This is a genomic window from Desulfosporosinus sp. SYSU MS00001 (assembly GCF_049943955.1).
Taxonomy (GTDB): Bacteria; Bacillota; Desulfitobacteriia; order Desulfitobacteriales; family Desulfitobacteriaceae; genus Desulfosporosinus.
In genome coordinates this window covers 437,577-454,536 of sequence record NZ_JBNFTW010000001.1, presented here as the reverse complement: position 1 = coordinate 454,536, position 16,960 = coordinate 437,577, and the positions used below count along the sequence as shown (strand labels likewise).

Sequence of the window (16,960 nt, the reverse complement as noted above, 5' to 3'; positions counted from 1 at the left end):
TATTAGCATATGATATAGTCACAAGCTTAATTGAGGAGGAATTTCATTGTCCAGCACAAATTTGACTCAGCCATTACGCCAGCCAGCTCAACAAGCTGTTATCATTTCATTTTCTGAACTTGTTCGCAAGAAAAACCGATTCCAGCCCTGCATCTTTTGCGGAGAAACCATGGAGGTTCAAAAGTTTAAAGGTAAAAATGTTTGCTCCCGCTGTTTACACCAGATACCGGCAATATTTTCCTTCGGCTGAGGCAAATTACCTTTGCTTATATAGTTGTCTTATCCTCGAACTTATGAAGCTGAGGGTAAGCTTAATATTTAAGATTATAATTAAGAGCCTTCCGTCACTTACGTGTCGTGAAGGCTCAATTTTTTAGATAGCATCACTATCTTATTGACAGTCCCAAGTTTTAGCTTATCTTTTTTATTTGTTCTCCTTCGGCTCGAGCTTATTAAAGGAATTATTGAGTACCTGCACTGCCTTTTCGGGAATAATAACCGTCCCATGTTCGCCTAAGAAAGCGCTCGCAATGGCTACAATTTCCCCGTATTCATCGAGAATAGCTTCGGCCAAGAGTCTCTTCTTCCCTGCTCCCATCCGGCTTAAGATAAGGTAATACTCATCTTCAAATAGATAGAGGCTTGAACGCAATTGGTTAAATGCAGGTAATCTTCCCACGGCAGAAACCACATCTTCGAAATCAGCAAAAACATAAACTAATTCCGTTACACGTCCCTTTACGGGTTTGCGTACAGCCTTTTCCTTGATCAACCCTTCGAGTTGTTCTTCTTGCTTCATAATGGTTATGACAAACTCATCATTGGTCGCCACAGTAGCCTGAATCCAAAAGGGTTGGTCTAAATTGAATTCAACTTCCTCTCTCGCTTGCGCAATGAGTTCCCAAAACAATTGTTCCGTTTTTGCTGATCGTTGAAACAAATCAGCCATCGTAATATCCCTGTCAGTTAGTTCTGTCAAGGAGATAAAGATGCGGATGGTATGCTCATTAACTTTTTGTACACGCATATCCCCACTCTCCTTTCCGCATCAAGCTCATACCCTATCTTATTCTCATTATATCATATTAAGCCAGTACTTTTTCAGATAAAACCATAGATATTGACGATCTTTATAAAAGTTTAATAAATTCAAAATATCGGTCATTAATCCCTAAAATTTTTCCAGTACTAAAAGTAGTCTTTCCTGGTTCAGGCTTAATCAAACCCCCTCTTTTTATCCAATTTTAATGGAATTTTTACTTTAATGCAAACTTTTAAGAACCTGACAGCTCACAACATCTCTCCGCACCGGTAAATACGTTAATTTAACCTGGTCTTCAAGCTTAATCTGCCCATAAGCCATTTGATCTATATAAAAGGGCTGTTGTTTTTTATTGTCCCCGACTTCCAAAACATAGGTCCCTAATCTTGAGTCAAATGCTTTTCCCATAACTGAGCCTTGAATAACCCCCGGCTGCTTAAACCAGTCCGGCTGGGACAGTAATAAGGATTCTGTATATATACCTAATACTCCTGCCCAAATCAGAACTTTCAGCCCAAGCACTATAAAACCCAAGACATCATGTTCAAAACGCCAGGTATGCCTGAATTTCCAACCCAAGCGCACAAGAACAAGCCCCCAGATCAGAAAAAGCCCGATCAGATTAGGCCAGGTCGCACTCCAAAGATAGCGATAATAAGCTGCCATCATTTACCCTCTTTAAAATTTAGTTTATTTAATTTTGTCATTAATCATCTTAGTATTGCAAGATTTGAAGTTAACTTTTCACACTATAATTAGGCATTTTCGTATTCGCCCATGATAAATTTATATTAAGAAAAATCATTCACGATTAAAAAAATATATAACCCATAGAGGTTGAGTTTAGCAACAAGCAAATTCTTCCTTAAACCTAAATATCCCCCCATAAGCTGTTTTACATCTTTCGTATCATTTTTTATCCTTTTGGCACTGTGTTAAATCCTTATCAATAAGGTTACCAAATAATAATTTCTACTTAATAACTTTCTGTTTAATTTTATAAATGTTTATTTTAAAGTCAATATTTAATCAAATTACTCCCTTCTTCAATATTAGTAATTTGCTTTAAAACAAAAATAACCTCTGCTTAGAGGTTATTTTTGTTTATGATACAACAGAGTTCATATCCAGTGTATAAGTATTACCCGAGCCGTCAATCACCTGGATCTCTATTTTTTTCCCCTTTAACGAGCTCAGTTTCGCGATGAAATTGCCATTTTTATCAGGTTTGACCGACTTAAGCAATTTCGGCGTTGCCGGCAAAGTATCGTAGATATTGACGACTGCATCAAGATCGACACTTCCGTCAATTTCAGTTGTTGCAGCATCAATTCCGCTTAAAACACCTGATCCATTGTCCACGAGCGGCGGGGTAAGCTGTAACCCAAGTTTATTTATGGGCTCCTCCACATTGACTGTCTCCATCGGTGTGGCCTTTTGCCCGCCAGACACTGTCAGCTTATAACTATGTTTCTTGTATTCTGAGCTTTTCCCATCAACGACTAAGGTATAAGTTCCGGTTGGCAAATAAACATTAAAATTCCCGAAAGAATCAGTCGTGGTACTCCAAGTAGTCGTGGAGTTCGATATGTTCACTGCTACAGGTGCGGGCCAGATTGACTGTTGGCTCAGATTGTCAGGCACAATACTGCCGCCGATTGAACCCGATTTTCCCTTAGTTATCCCTGCTTCTGTCGGAATAACCAAGGATACTTTCTTGACCGACGATGACCCGTTTGTCGGCACTGTAATCTTTGACAATTTAACAGTTTCTGTTGTCAACATTTTATTGACTATACTTATATATTTGATGAAATAATCACCGCTTTGGCCTATGGAAAAGGTATATTTTCCAGTCGAATAGTTATTGAAGGTCGGTGCCACAAAGTTCCCATTGGAATCGACCAGAGATAGGGAGCCAAAGCTATCACTTGGTATAACCTGTTTAAGGTCGTCAGTAACATCAACTTCAAGTGAAAGCCCGGACAAAGAGTCCACACTAAAGGGGACAACAATCTGCTCACCGAGCGGAGAACCGCCTAGATCCGTCACGCCATTAGTTATGTATAAAAAATAATCCTCGCCCGACTTATAAGAACTTGAAGGCGCTACTATGACAGAAAGGCCATCATCTGATACCTTCACCGTTGTTGAAAAATTCTTTTGTTTACTGTCCGTTACATACATTGTTTTGTTATTGACACTCGAACTCAAAAGGGGATTATTAAAGGAGATTTTCCATACCTTGTTGATATCGTTAACAGTAACTGTCGGCCATATCTTAAAGCCTAAGGCAGATGCAGGTGAGGTGGCCGCTAACACTGACGAAACAGGCAGAACCATCAAAACAATTGTCAAAAAGCAAGCGATCCACCGTGTTCTTCTATTCACGCTACCATCCTTCCTGAAAATTCTACGCTTCCCAATCTCTTTGATTCAACCCAGTCATTATTTTTTGCACATAGTTTTGAGTTTCTTTATAGGGTGGAATGCCCTGATACTTATCAACAGCGCCGGAGCCGGCATTATAGGCGGCTAGGGTGAGGGGAATGTTTCCTTGATAATGATCCAGCAAGTTCTTCAAAAGATGGGTTCCGCCGTCCAAATTTTGAATCGGATCATAGGCGTTCTGAACGCCATATGATGCAGCAGTACCGGGCATGAGCTGCATTAAACCCATAGCCCCTACGGGCGACGTAGCGTTAGAGTCAAATCCCGATTCTGCTTTGACAACCTGTTTTATAAGGTTTGAATCAACTCCATATTTTTGAGCCATAGAATTAATGAGGTTATCGAGGGAACCTGGGCTTTTATTGACAGACTTAAGGTCAGAGGAATCCTGATAATCATTCACTTGTGACCCTCCAGATCCAGCTGTTCCGCTTCCTATAGCGGCCTGGAGCAAAGCAGCAAAAAGCTGAGATCCGGAATTTCCGCCGTCTCCAAGATCATACAGTCCTTCATTCCCTTGCCCGGACTGCCAGGAAGCATTCATCTGCTGAACTTGAAAGAGAAGAAGCATTTGGGCAATATTCATTCCGATACCTCCTTTCCTGTTCCGATCCAAAGTCTAACTACCGATTAGGACATTAATTGACTCAGCCCTTCAACCTCGCCGCTGCGAAGAATCTCCTCTGGGATAAGTTGAATAACAATCCTGTCGGGGAGATTGGCAATACCACCAATGAAAGGGGCAGTCAAGAGCGGAGGCGGAGGTGCGATATTCTCTAAAATTCGAACCTCTCGGACTTGATCCACGGCAAAACCAACATTCTCGCCATGGACCTCGGTAATTAAGGCAAAGGTGTTGCGTTCCTCCTGCTGAGTATCCAGGTCCGAATTATCCTTTGTTCCTCCGAAACTAAACCGCTCGTGCAGATCTATAATGGGGATGGCCTCGTCCCGCAGGTTGATCAAGCCGCAGACATAGGAAGGCGCCTGCGGAATCGTTCGCAACTCTCCCAAACGAGTAATTTCACGAATAATATCGATGGGCATTGCATATTCTTCTTCATTCAATTTAAAAATAACCACCTGAACTGGCATGAATCCACCTTCTTAACTAAATCTTCCCGACGTCATTAACAGCCTTTCCCAGCATCTCATCTTGAGTCTGAATCACTTTTTGATTCGCCTCATAGGCTTTCATGACCGTCATCATTTGAACCATTTGTCCCGAAAGATCGACGTTCGATGCTTCAATAGAACCCTGAAGGACTTGGGGTTTTGCAGACCCTTGAACCGGCTGAGAGGAGCTGTAAAGAGATTGTCCTTCACGAGTTAAGGCTGTTTCCGGGATATCAACAACCCGCAGGCGATCGACGACCTGCCCGTTATCCATAACAGTCCCATCAGCCGTAACGCTAAAATCAGAACTAAGAGGACCGATAGCACCATTCTCACCCTGCACTGCATACCCATCGGGAGTCTTCAGCATTCCATTGGCATTAAGCTGAAAATGACCGTTGCGGGTATATCGTTCTCCTTGCGGCGTCTGAACTACAAAATATCCCGGCGAGGTTAAAGCTAAGTCTGTCTTAAGATCTGTCTTTTGTGGAGCACCCTGGACATTAGACACCGAACCGCGGTCAACACTAACCCCTGTTACCATGGAACCGATAGGTGTAACCTCCGAACCCATGTTTCCAGAGTCTATACGATCCGTGAGAATGGAGTCAAAAGCCCGATTGCTAGCCAGCTCTTCTTTATACCCCGGTGTCCTTACATTTGCAATATTATCACCAATAACTTCACTTTGGGTTTGCGTTGCCAGCATTCCCAGAGCTGACGTATATAATCCTCGAATCACTCGACTCCCCGCCTTATTGATCTAATTTTAACCCCCAGTTTCTTTTAGAAGAGGGGATTTTCCATAAGAATCTACTTTTGCTCAATAACCATCCGCAGTAATCCTAATTGTGAAGAGATAGTATGGGCGAGAGACTCATAATAAAGGCCGTTTTCAGCAACATTGGACATTTCCTTATCAATATCCACATTGTTGCCGTCATTCCGTAATGATGTGGATTGATCAATGACAACTCCGTTATTATCCGGTCCTAAGACACCGGAAAGGTGCTGGGAAAGAGTTTCTTTCATAGGCAATACTCCGCCATCTTCCCCTAAGGCTGCCCCTAAAACCGTTTGAAAGTCTACATCAGAGCGTTTGAAATTTGGAGTATCGACATTAGCCACATTATTGGACAAAACTTGTTGCCGCAAACTGGAGGCCTCTAGCCCTCTTTGCAAAACGCTTAAGACCGGCCCATCTAACCAACCGGACATAGTTCTTACCTCCTAATTGTATTGGCAATTCCCCACATCTGATCTCCGTCGGAGATCAAGCGAGCATTCAATTGATAGGCCCGCTGAGCCTGGATAAGATCTGTCATCGAAGTGGCCAAATCTACATTGGATTGTTCCAGAGACCGGCCGCGAATGGTTCCTAAGGTGACGTTCCCCATGGTGCTCCCTGGCTGTCCAACCTGAGGCGCCCCGGAATTAGCCGTTGCCGTATAAAGATTATCGGCATTTTTAGATAATCCTTCAGGGTTTTGAAAACCTACAAGAGAAATTTGTCCGAACGTCGTCTCTCGGCCTGCAACATCTCCCGTTACTTCTCCCTTATCTGAAACCTTTAAGTTTGTTGCCCCGGCAGGAACCGTGATGCCCGGCTGAAGCAGATTCCCCTGCATATCAGCGAGCTGCCCTGCCCCATCAACCTGAAAATTTCCCACCCGGGTATAGGCTGTATTTCCATCCGCCGTCTTAACTTGAAAGAATCCCGCCCCATCAATACCCAAATCCAGAGGGCGATCTGTAGGAGAAAGCGTGCCTTGTTGGAAGTTGGTTCCGATACCATTTGTCAGAACACCGGCCCCAACTCCCGTGTTAATCACCGTATTCCCGGTAAATTTGGGATTAGCGGTTTGGACTTGTGTCGACAAAGCTTCGGCGAAATCCACTTGACCTTCTTTATAACCAAAGGTATTCACATTGGCAATGTTATTGCCTATAGTATCAATCGCCACCTGCTGCGCGCGAATACCCGCCGCACCAGTTCCTAATAGGCGCATCAAGCAGCCCTCCGTCTTCTTTCGCTGCGTTTTATTTACTTTATTTAAACAAAGCGAAATATAAAATGTCTATATGATTATTTCTCAGTGAGTTAATGATTAACTACGCTTTAGATCAATTAGTTCTTGCAAAAGGGTGTCTGATACGGTAATAACCCGGGAGTTCGCTTGAAATCCACGCTGTGCAGTAATCATATCTGTCATCTCTTGGGAAAGGTCAACATTGGACATTTCCAGTGCGCCGGTTACTAAGGAAGTTCCCTTGGGATAAGAATTGGATGTACCACCATATACTGTAGGATCAGTAGGGGTACCACTTGAAGAATCAGAGTTATTTGACGCTGCGTAATAATTATTGCCCAAGCTTGTCATTCCAGCAGGGTTTGCAGATATCGCAATTCCAATATACTTAGTTGTAGTAGTTGGAGGAGTAGCCGTACCATCAACGATTGTTACAGCTCCTGTAGAGTCAATGCTATAAGTGCTACCGGCAGGAATATTGATCTTGCCCGTTCCAGATTCATCCATTACATAGGCACCCGTTGCCGGGTCAACCAAATTTCCTTCGCCATCCGTAGAAAATGCACCTGAGCGAGTATACACTGTTTGGCCACCGTAATCTAAAACAAAAAAGCCAGCCCCTTGTATCATCATATCTAAAGGGTTGCCAGTAGTCTGATTGCTTCCCTGAGTCATGATTTTGTTTGTGGCTCCAATCGAAGTCCCTAATCCTACCTGAATCGGATTTGTACCACCAACGGCTGGACTACCACTTGAGTTAGGTGTTGATGCTCCTTGTATCGTTTGACTTAATGCCGTTGCAAAAGTTACGCTGCTTCTCTTAAAACCTGTCGTATTAACATTAGCTATATTATTTCCGATAACATCCATTTTTGTCTGATGAGCTTTTAATCCGGAAATGGCCGAATAAAGTGAACGCATCATAACCGTATTTCCTCCTCTTTATGTTTCAAACATTTTAATGCAGGTTCTGTAATGTCAAAGGTTCATATCAAAGTAAGTAATAAGTAATATTAGCCAGTAGTACTATTTGAAGTACTACTCGTACCAGTAGTACCAGTTGAACTCGTTGTCGTTGTATCACCGGCAGTCTGCTGATCCTGCACCTGTGTAATCAGACTCATTTCCAAGTCCACCAGCGTTCCATCCGATTCTCGTACCTGCAGCTTGGGGTCACCGTCAAGCCACTTTACCGCTTCGACGGTCCCAGTAATTGGCGTTGTGCCATCCGTTCCTACCCCGCTCACCGACTTGCCGATTAATGATGCTCCTTGAGCAAGCAATGATTGTTGATTGTAAGCGGAGAAGTTTGTATTCAGTGTATTCATAGCAGTAGCAATATTGGTCATCTGCTCCAAAGCACTAAACTGAGCCATCTGAGCGATGGATTGTGTGTCATCCATGGGATTCATAGGGTCCTGATTTTCCATCTGGGTCACAAGTAGTTTAAGAAAATCATCCTTTCCAAGGGTTGAATTACTATTTGTCTGTTGAGTATTGCTCGTATTATTTGTATTGCTTGTACTAGCTGCGGAATTCGTTCCATCGATTGTATTACTCAAGGCTATGCCTCCTTTTAAGCGGTAACATTGAGCTTATTAGCCCCATCCTCTTCTAAAGAGGGAATGTTAAGGATTGATGCAAGATCTTCGTCCTCAGCAGAGCTTGTACTCCGTTGTTGAGATTGAGTGGATTCTTGCCCCTGAGAGTTCTGTTTGTGATCTCCGCCCAGACCCATTTGCAGCATACCGCAGTTTATCCCTTGATTTGCCAGGGCTTGGCGCAGATCCGGCAATTGATTTTGCAGCAGCTGGCCGGTTGCCGCTTGAGAAGCCTGAACCTGAAGGTGAACCTGCCCATTCTCCCAGCGCAAATCAATTTGAATCTTACCCAAATCCGCCGGCTGAAGCTTAATGTCCAGCTGCTTCAAATCCTGTGGCTTATTCATAAGCTGCTCACTAACTGCCGCAGAGATCTGTTGATAAACTGGAATAGCAGCTGTCTTACTGTCTGTAACGTTAGCCGCTGTAATATTATTGGTTAACCCCACGTTCAAAATGGGATTTTGATTTTCCATTGTTTTTACTTCTGAAGGTTCATTGGATTTCGTGCTCGTTTCATTAATAAGTTCTTCGTTAAGAATCCCCTTGGCCTTTGTCAGCAGAGCTGAATCTTTGAAGTCCTCGTCTCCATTGCTCAAGAGTGAATTCAAGAATGTTTGCAAGAAAGCCTTTGCAGTGGAGACTGAATTGTTCTTGGCATATCCTGTTGCCGAACCATCATCAGTCTTAGGCGGCAAAACTATATCGTTTGTTTCCTCGTTCTCTTCACTTAACAAAGCGCTTAGAGCTGCCAGCAAAGAAGTCTTCGTGTCCAGCGCATTGTTATTCCCGTCAGACCCGGACCCTCTGGCTGAAGCGTCGCCTTTTGTCGGCAAAAGCATATTCTGGGCATCTTTTTCCACTTCACTCAGTAATAGGCCGAGAACTTCTTGTGCAGAATTGTTAGTTGCCAAATCTGCAGACGATGCTTGAGAGGCTTGACCGAACGCGGCATCCACATTTTTTAGTTTAGTTCCAGAATTTGAGGCCGTACTTTTTCCTGAAATATCAGTAATCTCACCTGAAAGTTTTTCCAAAAGATCTGCGATTGCCTGTTTATAATTATCCAATTCCGAATTTGCGGGGCTATCCCCCTGAGATTTCACCATCGTCGTCCCTAACTGGGAAGAAACCTCATCTGAAGACTGAGAAAGAAGATTCATCAGAGCTAACTCAAGATTCTTACCTTCTAACAGCGAATTGTTAGCTGTTGATGAGTTAACAGTTACGGAATTTCCCGTCCCCAGGCTTGCTTCGTTTCCGGAATTGGCCTCCTTGCCTGCCGGAAGTTCGTCCTGCAGCATCAGCTGAGCAAGAAAAGGCGACGCCAAATTAGCATATCCTATCACACTTCCTGGTTCATTGGATGTGTTCTCTGAGATATGCTTGGAGTCTTGGCTATTCTGCTTTTCCTGTTCATCGTGACTTGCTCCAGAACTCTGCCCTTTCGTATCTGCGGCTGACTTTCTTTGAATCTGACCGTTAAGCATTTGTGCAAAAGCGCTCGCTGCATTGCCGGAACTGTCTGCCGCAGTTTTTCCCTTGGTGGTTGATCTATTTCCTATCTTGCTGCCGCCCTTAGGAACTTCCGAAAGGACATCAATACTTGCCATGCCTGCCATCACCTCCTTCATAACTCTATTTGTTTTATCGACAAAGTTCACCTAAAACATTAGAACGCTAGAACAAATTTTTCTTCTGGCGGCTGAGTCTTCCGCGTAAGCGCATAATTGCTTGGGAATGCAGCTGAGATATTCTGGATTCTGATAATTTCAAGACAGCAGCAATTTCTTTTAACGTAAGTTCTTCTTGATAATAAAGGGCAATAACTAACTTTTCTTTCTCTGGCAATTTTTCTACGGCCAGAGCAAGGATCTTTTTTTGTTCCTCTTTTTCAATCGCCTGGTAGGCCTCTTGAGCGTCATCATCAATCAATAAATTTAGGGGCGAACCGCTGCTGTCACCTTCATTATCGACTGTCGTTTCATCAAAGGACGTCAAGGTCAGCACCTGAGCTTGAGCCAAGATCCCTTCGATTTCCTCGACCTTAACGTTCAGCATTTTAGCGACTTCTTCAGATGTAGCTGCACGTCCCAGCTGGCATTCCAGCTCTGCAAAGCCGTCTTGAACTCGCTTGACCTTTTGTCTGGCAGAATGAGGAACCCAATCCATCGTTCGTAATCCGTCAATCATAGCTCCTCGAATCCGGATGGAGGCATAAGTTTCGAATTTAAACCCGCGAGCAGCTTCGAATCGATCAATGGCATCGAGCAGCCCGAAAACCCCATATCCCATGATATCATCTTCCTCAATATGGGGCGGGAGGGACATGGATAAACGTCCGGCAATACGTTTGACTAAAGGTAAATACCGTTCAATATACTCTTGTTTCAATTGTCCCCGTGAAACGGATTCATAAGCATTTGGTATCAAGTCTACTCACCTCCCCAACCCATTCGACGTATAATATCGGCTTGTTTCTTGCTGTCCGGTAAACCTAAACTTAAATCTTTGTCAACCTGCCCGGGAACATCAGAACTTTGCACCAATGATGTAAGATCATCCTCTCCGACGGAAATATCAACTAAACCGCCGCGTCCTGCCGCGTCCTTATCCGGTGCAGGTTCCGACGAAGCAGTCTTCTCAAAGGCTCTCAAGGTTCCTATAAGCAGAAGAAATATTATCCCAAAAGAAACTCCCGCCCGAACAATGATATTAAAAATCTGTACTCCATTCAGCCAACTAAGTAAAGCAACAATCAGAGCAACTATAAGGGAAATGCGCATCAACCAGACGGTGAAATTCAGGTTGCTTTTCATGGTCACTAAACCACCTTTTCCCCATGATTAATGGTTCGAATGCGTAATTCCCCGCTCCCCACATCAAAATGGATCGTTCTGCCAAAACTTCCGCCAACATCAGCAACCAGCAGCGGAATTCTGTGTCTTTTCAATTCCTGTTCTACAGCTTCAGCATTGCGATCTCCGATCTTGAGAACAGGCGTTTTTCCCGGAAACGAAAACATCTGTGCGCCGCCAGCTATTTTAGCTTTGAGACGAGATTGACTTGCTCCCATATCTAATATTTGCTTCAACATTAGCTCCAGAGCAGTATCCGCGTATTTCATCGGGTTCCCGCCCTGATTCCCTGTTGATGAAGGGAGCATAATATGAGCCATTCCTCCCAATTTTAGAACTGGGTCATAGACACAAATTCCAATGCAAGACCCTAATCCAGCAGTCATCAAAAGATCCGGAGATTTCGCAGTTTTAAAATCAGCCATGCCGACAGTGATAATCCCACTCATAATCCCATTGCCCCTAATAATTTTTCCAAAGAACCTTCATCGGGCAGAAAGATGAATTGTCCTTCAATTTTTGGCAATCCCGAAAGCTGCGTATCTATAAACAATACCGTATCATCCAACGTCCCTTCCTCGAGAAAAATCGCGTCTAAAAGTGCCCCTATCATATCTACGGACAGTGCTGGCACTGAGGCTTGAAGAGGGATACCTGAAAACTCGGTCAGAGCAATCAGAAAAGAACTCACCAAGATGTTTCCAACCTCTTTTAAAGCCGACTGTGCCATCTCATCGCTGAAGAGATCCCTTTCTTCGCTGGTCCCGAAAAGAGCCTGAACGACAACCCCAGCACTTTCGACAGGGAAGAAAAAAACCGCTTTCCCGGGAGCAGCCCCTTCAACTTTGACATAGACAACCGCCTGAGGGGTGTCCAATTGTCCCACGATAGCCGTAATTTGTTCAAAGGGAACCGCCCAGACTTCCGGTACTGACATATCGATCCGCCGTTGTAAGAGGGTAGATAAGGCCGTAGCGGCATGGCCGGAGCCAATATTTCCGATTTCACGCAAGGCATCCAGTTGGCACTGTGTGACTTCCATAGTTCTACATCAACCCTTTCTTTCGCATCTCTCTTTGTCGTTCAAAAACACAACGAATGATATGGTCCCTTTCTCGTTCCGTAAGATCGCTAAACTCGGCAGTAACATCATAACGCTTAGTTTCATCGATCTTCGCTGTCCGACAAACACGGCCTGAAGTCCGAATTTCTCCGTTAGGAAGACCTAAGAGAATATAAAGCAGTGCTTTATTCTCCACCGGCTCATCCGTAACGAAACGCACACCCCCGCCGCTTAAATCAACCATCGTACCTCTGAAGAGATCACTTAGCCCTTCATCGGTCACAGTTCTGAAAGAAAGAGAAAAGGCTGCAGGTACTCGAACATAATTTCGGCGCTGAACCTTTTTAATTGAATCTGGAAATTTTAAAACGAGAAGCGGTATGGGAACTGCAATCCGCTGCATAATTTCTCCCTCAAACTCATAGGCTGAGAAATTATCCCAAAATGTGATAACAACCTTCGTCCCTTCACGCAGGGGCACAACTTCGCCCTTTTCGTAAGGTGCTCCTACTGTGAGAATTTTTTCTCCTATTTCCTCAATGCGGCTTCGATATTTTCCACAATATTCTCCATCATATACGACAAGATCAATAGCAAGACCGTGTGCAAGCTTCTCACTATATGACAAAATCATTCCCCCCTTTAGAAATCAAGGTTCAATAACATAAAATCAAAACTATTGACTTGGCCTTACGAATGGGAGCGAAGCAATTTACTCAAAAAACCCTTGATTCCCTCAACTTGACGAGGCGGATGATTGCTTGCCCCAATAATCGTACCGGCAATCCACTGAATGCAGCGATAGGCTGAGCTTTCAGGATAGCCGATTCCCAAAGGAACCTGCTGCATCACGGCTCGGCCCATTAAAGGATCATCATAAACCCAGCCCCAAGAATCAATCGATTCCTGAAGGAACCTGCTCGCTGCAGTTTCCAGGCGCATAAAGGTTGCCTGTGCTTCACTTTCTGTTCGTACCCTGTTGGCAACAACATGCGTTGGTACATTTATTGCTTCTTTATTCAAGGTTTTAAGTACACCGTAAGCATCAATCAAAGCCGTAGGTTCCGGCGTTGTCAGGAGGATAATCTCTTCAGCTCCTCTCAGAAAGTTGGTTACCGTGTGCCCAATCCCCGCTCCCGTATCTATAAGCAGCACATCAGCTAACCCCTCCAGCCGTCCAAGATTCGTTATTACATTAGCAATCTTGTCTCTTTCCATGTTGGCAAGGTCCTGGACTCCGGCTCCGCCCGGAATGATCATGATTCCCTGAGGACCCGGAAGGAGAATCTGCTCAATGGATTTTTCTCCAGCCAATAAATGCTCAATCGTATACTTAGCTGTAAGGCCAAACGAAATATCAACATTGGCAAGACCTAAATCTCCGTCAAAAATAATGACGCGTTTTCCGTATCCAGCTAAGGCTAAAGCAACGTTAACCGTGAAATTAGTTTTCCCTGCCCCTCCTTTGCCGCTGGTTATAGCAAGAACTCTCATTTTCGTTTGTTCGTGTTTTTCATGCGAGACCAACTTACGCAAGGCGCTAGCTTGATCATTCACAGCGCTTCTCCTCTCCAAACACAAAGCGTACCAACCGATTAGAGTTAGCAGCAACAATATCATCCGGGACATTTTGACCGTTTGTCAAATAGGCTGTCGGAAGTTTTGACTGATCCAGAAAGTTTAAAATCATTCCAGGACTCTCGGTCTCATCGAGCTTCGTAAAAATAAAATGTGTCGACAAGTCTTTGAAACGTTGATAGATCTTTAACTGATCCGCAAGCTGTGTCGTCGCACTCATAACGAGCATTGTGTAATCAGGATTTGCCTTTTTCAAAAAAGCTCTCAATTCCGACATGTGCAAATCATGGTGGGGGCTTCGACCTGCGGTATCAACAAATATTAAATCCTTATCCTTATGTCGGTTCATGGCCACCTGAAGTTCAGAGGGTGTCATCACGACATCCACGGGCACTCCAATAATCTCACCAAAGGTTTTGATTTGCTCGACAGCTGCAACACGATAAGTATCTGCCGTGATCAAGGCAACATTCCGCTTATCAACAATACTAAAACCCGCCGCCAGTTTTCCAATCGTTGTTGTCTTACCGACGCCTGTCGGACCAATGAGAGCAACGACCTGTGGTTTCTCCCTATCTGCCTGGATCGGACCCGTTGCCCCGCAGATTTGTCTCATTTCTGCTTCAATCCGGGTGTAAACCTGGCTGTCGTTTTCCCATTGATCTTCCGGCAGAATTTGTTGTACATCTCCGATCAGGCGCTTAATCAAAGCTTCACTAACTCCCCGGTTTTGGAGACGATCTGCCCATTTTTGCAGAACCGAAGGCCAGACCTTTTTTTCGCCTCCCAGAACCTCGATCTGCTGATTTAATTTTTCCAATAATAAATGCATGGACTTCAAATCATTTTGCAAGGTTTCCTGTTGGCCTGGAGTGTCTGAAACGGGAGGAACTTTGCTTGCTCTTTCCTCCTCGCGCTTAAATTCATATCTTGGAGTGTCCAGACCAAGAGTCGGTTTATCCTCGATAGCTGCCGTAATTTCAACCTTCATCGTACCAAATAAACCGAGAAAGCCTCCTTCGCGAAATTCGCGGGTCTGAAGAATAACGGCTTCTGATCCAAGTTCCCGTTTAACTTTCCCCATGGTTTCGGCAACGTTATCACCTACAAACCGCCTAACTCGCACGATCCATCCCCACCATTCCTATTGCTTGAACTTGTATCCCTTGGACCAACTCGTTATATGAAAGAACGATGAGATGTGGAAGCTGCCGCTCAGTAACTCGTTTGATGTTAATTCTGACGAGCGGAGCACAAACCAACACGGGTGTAAGCCCTTTAAGCATAAACTTTTCCACCTCTCGCGAAAGATTTTGGGTAAAGACTTGTAATATCTTCGGATCAAGGGCTAAGAAAGAGCCATAATCTGATGGCTGAATACTGTCGAGAATTTGCTGCTCGCTTTTCGGGTCCAATGTCAGGACAGACAACGTTTTATCTTTACCGACCAGGGGCTGGGTGATCTGACGCGCTAATCCCTGTCTTACATGTTCTGTCAGGCGGTCAATATCTTTGCTGGTCTGAGCTTGATCAGCCAGGGTTTCTAAGATCGTCACCATATCACGGATGGAAACTCTTTCACGCAGCAAGTTCGCCAAAACCTTCTGAACTTGTCCCAGACTGAGAATGTCTGGAATGAGCTCTTCGACCACGGCAGGAGCTTGTTCCTTGGCATGATCGATAAGCGTTTTTACATCCTGACGATTGAGAATCTCCCAGGCATTCGTTTTAATGACTTCCGTAAGATGGGTGGCTAAAACTGTCGGAGCATCAACAACCATCCAGCCCTTAAGCTCTGCCTGTTCGCGGAACATGGCATTGATCCATTTCGCCTCAAGTCCGAAGGCCGGATCCTTGGTCGGCGTTCCCGGAATGGCATCGTCATCCATCCCGCTGCTCATGGCCATATAATGATCGGCCTGGATCTCACCGGCAGCAATTTCCGCTCCCCTAATCTTAATGACATATTGATTAGGCTGTAAGTTCATATTGTCGCGAACCCGAATCACCGGGACAATAAACCCAAGCTCGCTGGCTATTTGCCGGCGAATCAGCACGATTCTGTCCAGCAAATCTCCCCCCTGCTGAACATCAACTAAAGCTACCAGGGCATAGCCAAGTTCCAGTTCCATATGGTCAACCTGCAGAAGGTTCAGGACATTTTCCGGTTTTTTGCTCTCCGCAAGCTCCGATTCCCGGGCGGCAACAGTTTCCTTAACAACAGAGACCTTGGAATTTTTTCGGATTGCCAACCCGGCTAAAATCAACAAGGCTGCCACGGTAATCATGGGGATAGGCGGTAAGCCAAGGAGAGCTAAGGTTAACAAAACTCCGGCTGTAATAAAGAGTGTCTTAGGATTTTGAAACAACTGTTTGCTCAAATCCTGGCCTAGGTTGTTTTCTGTGGCCGCCCGAGTCACAACAAGGCCTGTCGCTGTAGAGATTAAAAGTGCCGGTATCTGGGAAACCAGACCGTCTCCGATGGTCAGAATCGTGTATTTGTTTAGGGCCTCAAGCAAAGGCAGGCCTTGCATAGCCACACCAATGATAAAACCACCCAGGATATTAACAACCAAAATAATAATAGCGGCGATAGCGTCCCCTTTAATGAACTTCGTTGAACCATCCATGGCACCATAGAAGTCAGCTTCCCGCTGTATACCCTTCCGCCGATCACGAGCCTGCTGTTCGTTAATCATCCCGGCGTTAAGGTCTGCATCAATGGACATCTGCTTTCCGGGCATAGCATCCAAGGTAAAACGAGCCGCCACTTCCGAAACACGTTCAGCCCCTTTGGTGATAACTATAAATTGCACAATCACCAGGATAAAGAAGACGACAAAACCGACAACCGGATTGCCGCGAATGACGAATTGTCCAAACTGCTGGATAACTTGTCCGGCATAACCATCGAGAAGTACAAGGCGTGTTGTCGAGATATTTAAGGACAGCCGAAACAAGGTCATAGTCAATAAAAGGGACGGGAGAGCAGAGAACTCAAGAGGTTCTTTGGCAAAAAAGGCAATCATTAAAGTAAGGACTGATCCCGTAATATTGAGAGTAATTAACAGATCCAATAAGGCTGCCGGCAGAGGGATAACCATCATGACCACGATGCCTACCATCCCTATTGCTGTTATAACGTCCGTATTATTTAATAAGCGGCGTTTCATCGATACGGCCAAAAAAGGTTCCTCCTTTAACGATTAATGATTGAAATA

At 44.5% G+C, this 16,960-nt stretch carries 20 protein-coding genes; 1 reads left to right on the top strand and 19 read right to left on the bottom strand.

Annotated elements, in window-relative coordinates; all coding sequences use genetic code 11:
• Positions 1-46 precede the first annotated feature (46 nt).
• Positions 47-250: a hypothetical protein gene (locus ACPUYX_RS02170; protein WP_426378093.1), complete on the top strand. Its 204-nt coding sequence runs from the start codon at positions 47-49 to the stop codon at positions 248-250.
• 174 nt (positions 251-424) lie between these two features.
• Here ACPUYX_RS02170 and ACPUYX_RS02165 read toward each other — a convergent pair whose 3' ends face one another.
• From ACPUYX_RS02165 to flhA, 19 genes are all read right to left on the bottom strand, one after another.
• Positions 425-1,027, bottom strand: coding sequence for an adaptor protein MecA (locus tag ACPUYX_RS02165; protein ID WP_088228579.1), 603 nt, complete (start codon positions 1,025-1,027; stop codon positions 425-427).
• A gap of 234 nt (positions 1,028-1,261) precedes the next feature.
• Positions 1,262-1,711 (bottom strand): hypothetical protein, encoded by a 450-nt coding sequence (locus ACPUYX_RS02160; RefSeq protein WP_426378092.1) that lies wholly within the window; start codon positions 1,709-1,711, stop codon positions 1,262-1,264.
• A 435-nt stretch (positions 1,712-2,146) separates the two neighbouring features.
• Entirely contained in the window at positions 2,147-3,433 is a 1,287-nt protein-coding gene (locus ACPUYX_RS02155; RefSeq protein WP_426378091.1) for an Ig-like domain-containing protein, read from the bottom strand.
• Between the two features lie 22 nt (positions 3,434-3,455).
• Entirely contained in the window at positions 3,456-4,079 is a 624-nt protein-coding gene (locus ACPUYX_RS02150) for a lytic transglycosylase domain-containing protein (protein ID WP_426378090.1), read from the bottom strand.
• Between the two features lie 44 nt (positions 4,080-4,123).
• Entirely contained in the window at positions 4,124-4,588 is a 465-nt protein-coding gene (locus ACPUYX_RS02145) for a chemotaxis protein CheW (protein ID WP_426378089.1), read from the bottom strand.
• Between the two features lie 16 nt (positions 4,589-4,604).
• Positions 4,605-5,351, bottom strand: a complete 747-nt coding sequence (locus tag ACPUYX_RS02140) for a flagellar hook-basal body protein (protein ID WP_426378088.1) — start codon at positions 5,349-5,351, stop codon at positions 4,605-4,607.
• A 71-nt stretch (positions 5,352-5,422) separates the two neighbouring features.
• Complete coding sequence (gene flgB, locus ACPUYX_RS02135) at positions 5,423-5,827, bottom strand: flagellar basal body rod protein FlgB (RefSeq protein ID WP_426378087.1); 405 nt, start codon at positions 5,825-5,827, stop codon at positions 5,423-5,425.
• Positions 5,828-5,832: 5 nt separating this feature from the next.
• Positions 5,833-6,618, bottom strand: coding sequence for a flagellar hook-basal body protein (locus ACPUYX_RS02130; protein ID WP_426378086.1), 786 nt, complete (start codon positions 6,616-6,618; stop codon positions 5,833-5,835).
• A gap of 99 nt (positions 6,619-6,717) precedes the next feature.
• Positions 6,718-7,563 (bottom strand): flagellar hook-basal body complex protein, encoded by an 846-nt coding sequence (locus tag ACPUYX_RS02125; protein WP_426378085.1) that lies wholly within the window; start codon positions 7,561-7,563, stop codon positions 6,718-6,720.
• 89 nt (positions 7,564-7,652) lie between these two features.
• Complete coding sequence (locus ACPUYX_RS02120; RefSeq protein WP_426378084.1) at positions 7,653-8,201, bottom strand: flagellar hook capping FlgD N-terminal domain-containing protein; 549 nt, start codon at positions 8,199-8,201, stop codon at positions 7,653-7,655.
• Between the two features lie 14 nt (positions 8,202-8,215).
• Positions 8,216-9,853: a flagellar hook-length control protein FliK gene (locus ACPUYX_RS02115; RefSeq protein ID WP_426378083.1), complete on the bottom strand. Its 1,638-nt coding sequence runs from the start codon at positions 9,851-9,853 to the stop codon at positions 8,216-8,218.
• Between the two features lie 67 nt (positions 9,854-9,920).
• The gene (locus tag ACPUYX_RS02110; RefSeq protein ID WP_088228590.1) at positions 9,921-10,673 is read right to left on the bottom strand and encodes a FliA/WhiG family RNA polymerase sigma factor; all 753 of its coding nucleotides are present in this window, start codon (positions 10,671-10,673) and stop codon (positions 9,921-9,923) included.
• Positions 10,674-10,675: 2 nt separating this feature from the next.
• On the bottom strand, positions 10,676-11,059 hold the full coding sequence (locus ACPUYX_RS02105) for a hypothetical protein (RefSeq protein ID WP_426378082.1): 384 nt from the start codon (positions 11,057-11,059) through the stop codon (positions 10,676-10,678).
• A 5-nt stretch (positions 11,060-11,064) separates the two neighbouring features.
• A complete protein-coding gene (locus tag ACPUYX_RS02100; protein ID WP_426378081.1) occupies positions 11,065-11,547 on the bottom strand; it encodes a chemotaxis protein CheD in 483 nt (160 codons plus the stop codon).
• Complete coding sequence (locus ACPUYX_RS02095) at positions 11,544-12,140, bottom strand: chemotaxis protein CheC (RefSeq protein ID WP_088228593.1); 597 nt, start codon at positions 12,138-12,140, stop codon at positions 11,544-11,546. Before ACPUYX_RS02095 ends, ACPUYX_RS02100 begins: the two co-directional genes overlap by 4 nt.
• Before the next feature lie 4 nt (positions 12,141-12,144).
• Positions 12,145-12,789 carry a flagellar brake protein gene (locus ACPUYX_RS02090; protein WP_426378080.1) on the bottom strand — a complete coding sequence of 215 codons (645 nt, stop codon included), beginning with the start codon at positions 12,787-12,789 and terminating at the stop codon, positions 12,145-12,147.
• A 62-nt stretch (positions 12,790-12,851) separates the two neighbouring features.
• A complete protein-coding gene (locus tag ACPUYX_RS02085) occupies positions 12,852-13,718 on the bottom strand; it encodes a MinD/ParA family protein (RefSeq protein WP_426378079.1) in 867 nt (288 codons plus the stop codon).
• The gene (gene flhF, locus ACPUYX_RS02080; protein ID WP_426378078.1) at positions 13,711-14,865 is read right to left on the bottom strand and encodes a flagellar biosynthesis protein FlhF; all 1,155 of its coding nucleotides are present in this window, start codon (positions 14,863-14,865) and stop codon (positions 13,711-13,713) included. Before flhF ends, ACPUYX_RS02085 begins: the two co-directional genes overlap by 8 nt.
• Positions 14,855-16,912 carry a flagellar biosynthesis protein FlhA gene (flhA, locus tag ACPUYX_RS02075; RefSeq protein WP_426378311.1) on the bottom strand — a complete coding sequence of 686 codons (2,058 nt, stop codon included), beginning with the start codon at positions 16,910-16,912 and terminating at the stop codon, positions 14,855-14,857. The genes flhF and flhA overlap by 11 nt, the downstream gene beginning before the upstream one ends.
• Positions 16,913-16,960 lie beyond the last annotated feature (48 nt).

Excerpts from the sequence above, each read along its gene's own strand:
- ACPUYX_RS02165 (WP_088228579.1), bottom strand. The coding sequence starts at position 1,027 with ATGCGTGTACAAAAAGTTAATGAGCATACCATCCGCATCTTTATCTCC.
- ACPUYX_RS02160 (WP_426378092.1), bottom strand. The coding sequence starts at position 1,711 with ATGATGGCAGCTTATTATCGCTATCTTTGGAGTGCGACCTGGCCTAAT.
- ACPUYX_RS02150 (WP_426378090.1), bottom strand. The coding sequence starts at position 4,079 with ATGAATATTGCCCAAATGCTTCTTCTCTTTCAAGTTCAGCAGATGAAT.
- ACPUYX_RS02145 (WP_426378089.1), bottom strand. The coding sequence starts at position 4,588 with ATGCCAGTTCAGGTGGTTATTTTTAAATTGAATGAAGAAGAATATGCA.
- flgB (WP_426378087.1), bottom strand. The coding sequence starts at position 5,827 with ATGTCCGGTTGGTTAGATGGGCCGGTCTTAAGCGTTTTGCAAAGAGGG.
- ACPUYX_RS02130 (WP_426378086.1), bottom strand. The coding sequence starts at position 6,618 with ATGCGCCTATTAGGAACTGGTGCGGCGGGTATTCGCGCGCAGCAGGTG.
- ACPUYX_RS02125 (WP_426378085.1), bottom strand. The coding sequence starts at position 7,563 with ATGATGCGTTCACTTTATTCGGCCATTTCCGGATTAAAAGCTCATCAG.
- ACPUYX_RS02115 (WP_426378083.1), bottom strand. The coding sequence starts at position 9,853 with ATGGCAAGTATTGATGTCCTTTCGGAAGTTCCTAAGGGCGGCAGCAAG.
- ACPUYX_RS02105 (WP_426378082.1), bottom strand. The coding sequence starts at position 11,059 with ATGAAAAGCAACCTGAATTTCACCGTCTGGTTGATGCGCATTTCCCTT.
- ACPUYX_RS02100 (WP_426378081.1), bottom strand. The coding sequence starts at position 11,547 with ATGAGTGGGATTATCACTGTCGGCATGGCTGATTTTAAAACTGCGAAA.
- ACPUYX_RS02095 (WP_088228593.1), bottom strand. The coding sequence starts at position 12,140 with ATGGAAGTCACACAGTGCCAACTGGATGCCTTGCGTGAAATCGGAAAT.
- flhA (WP_426378311.1), bottom strand. The coding sequence starts at position 16,912 with ATGAAACGCCGCTTATTAAATAATACGGACGTTATAACAGCAATAGGG.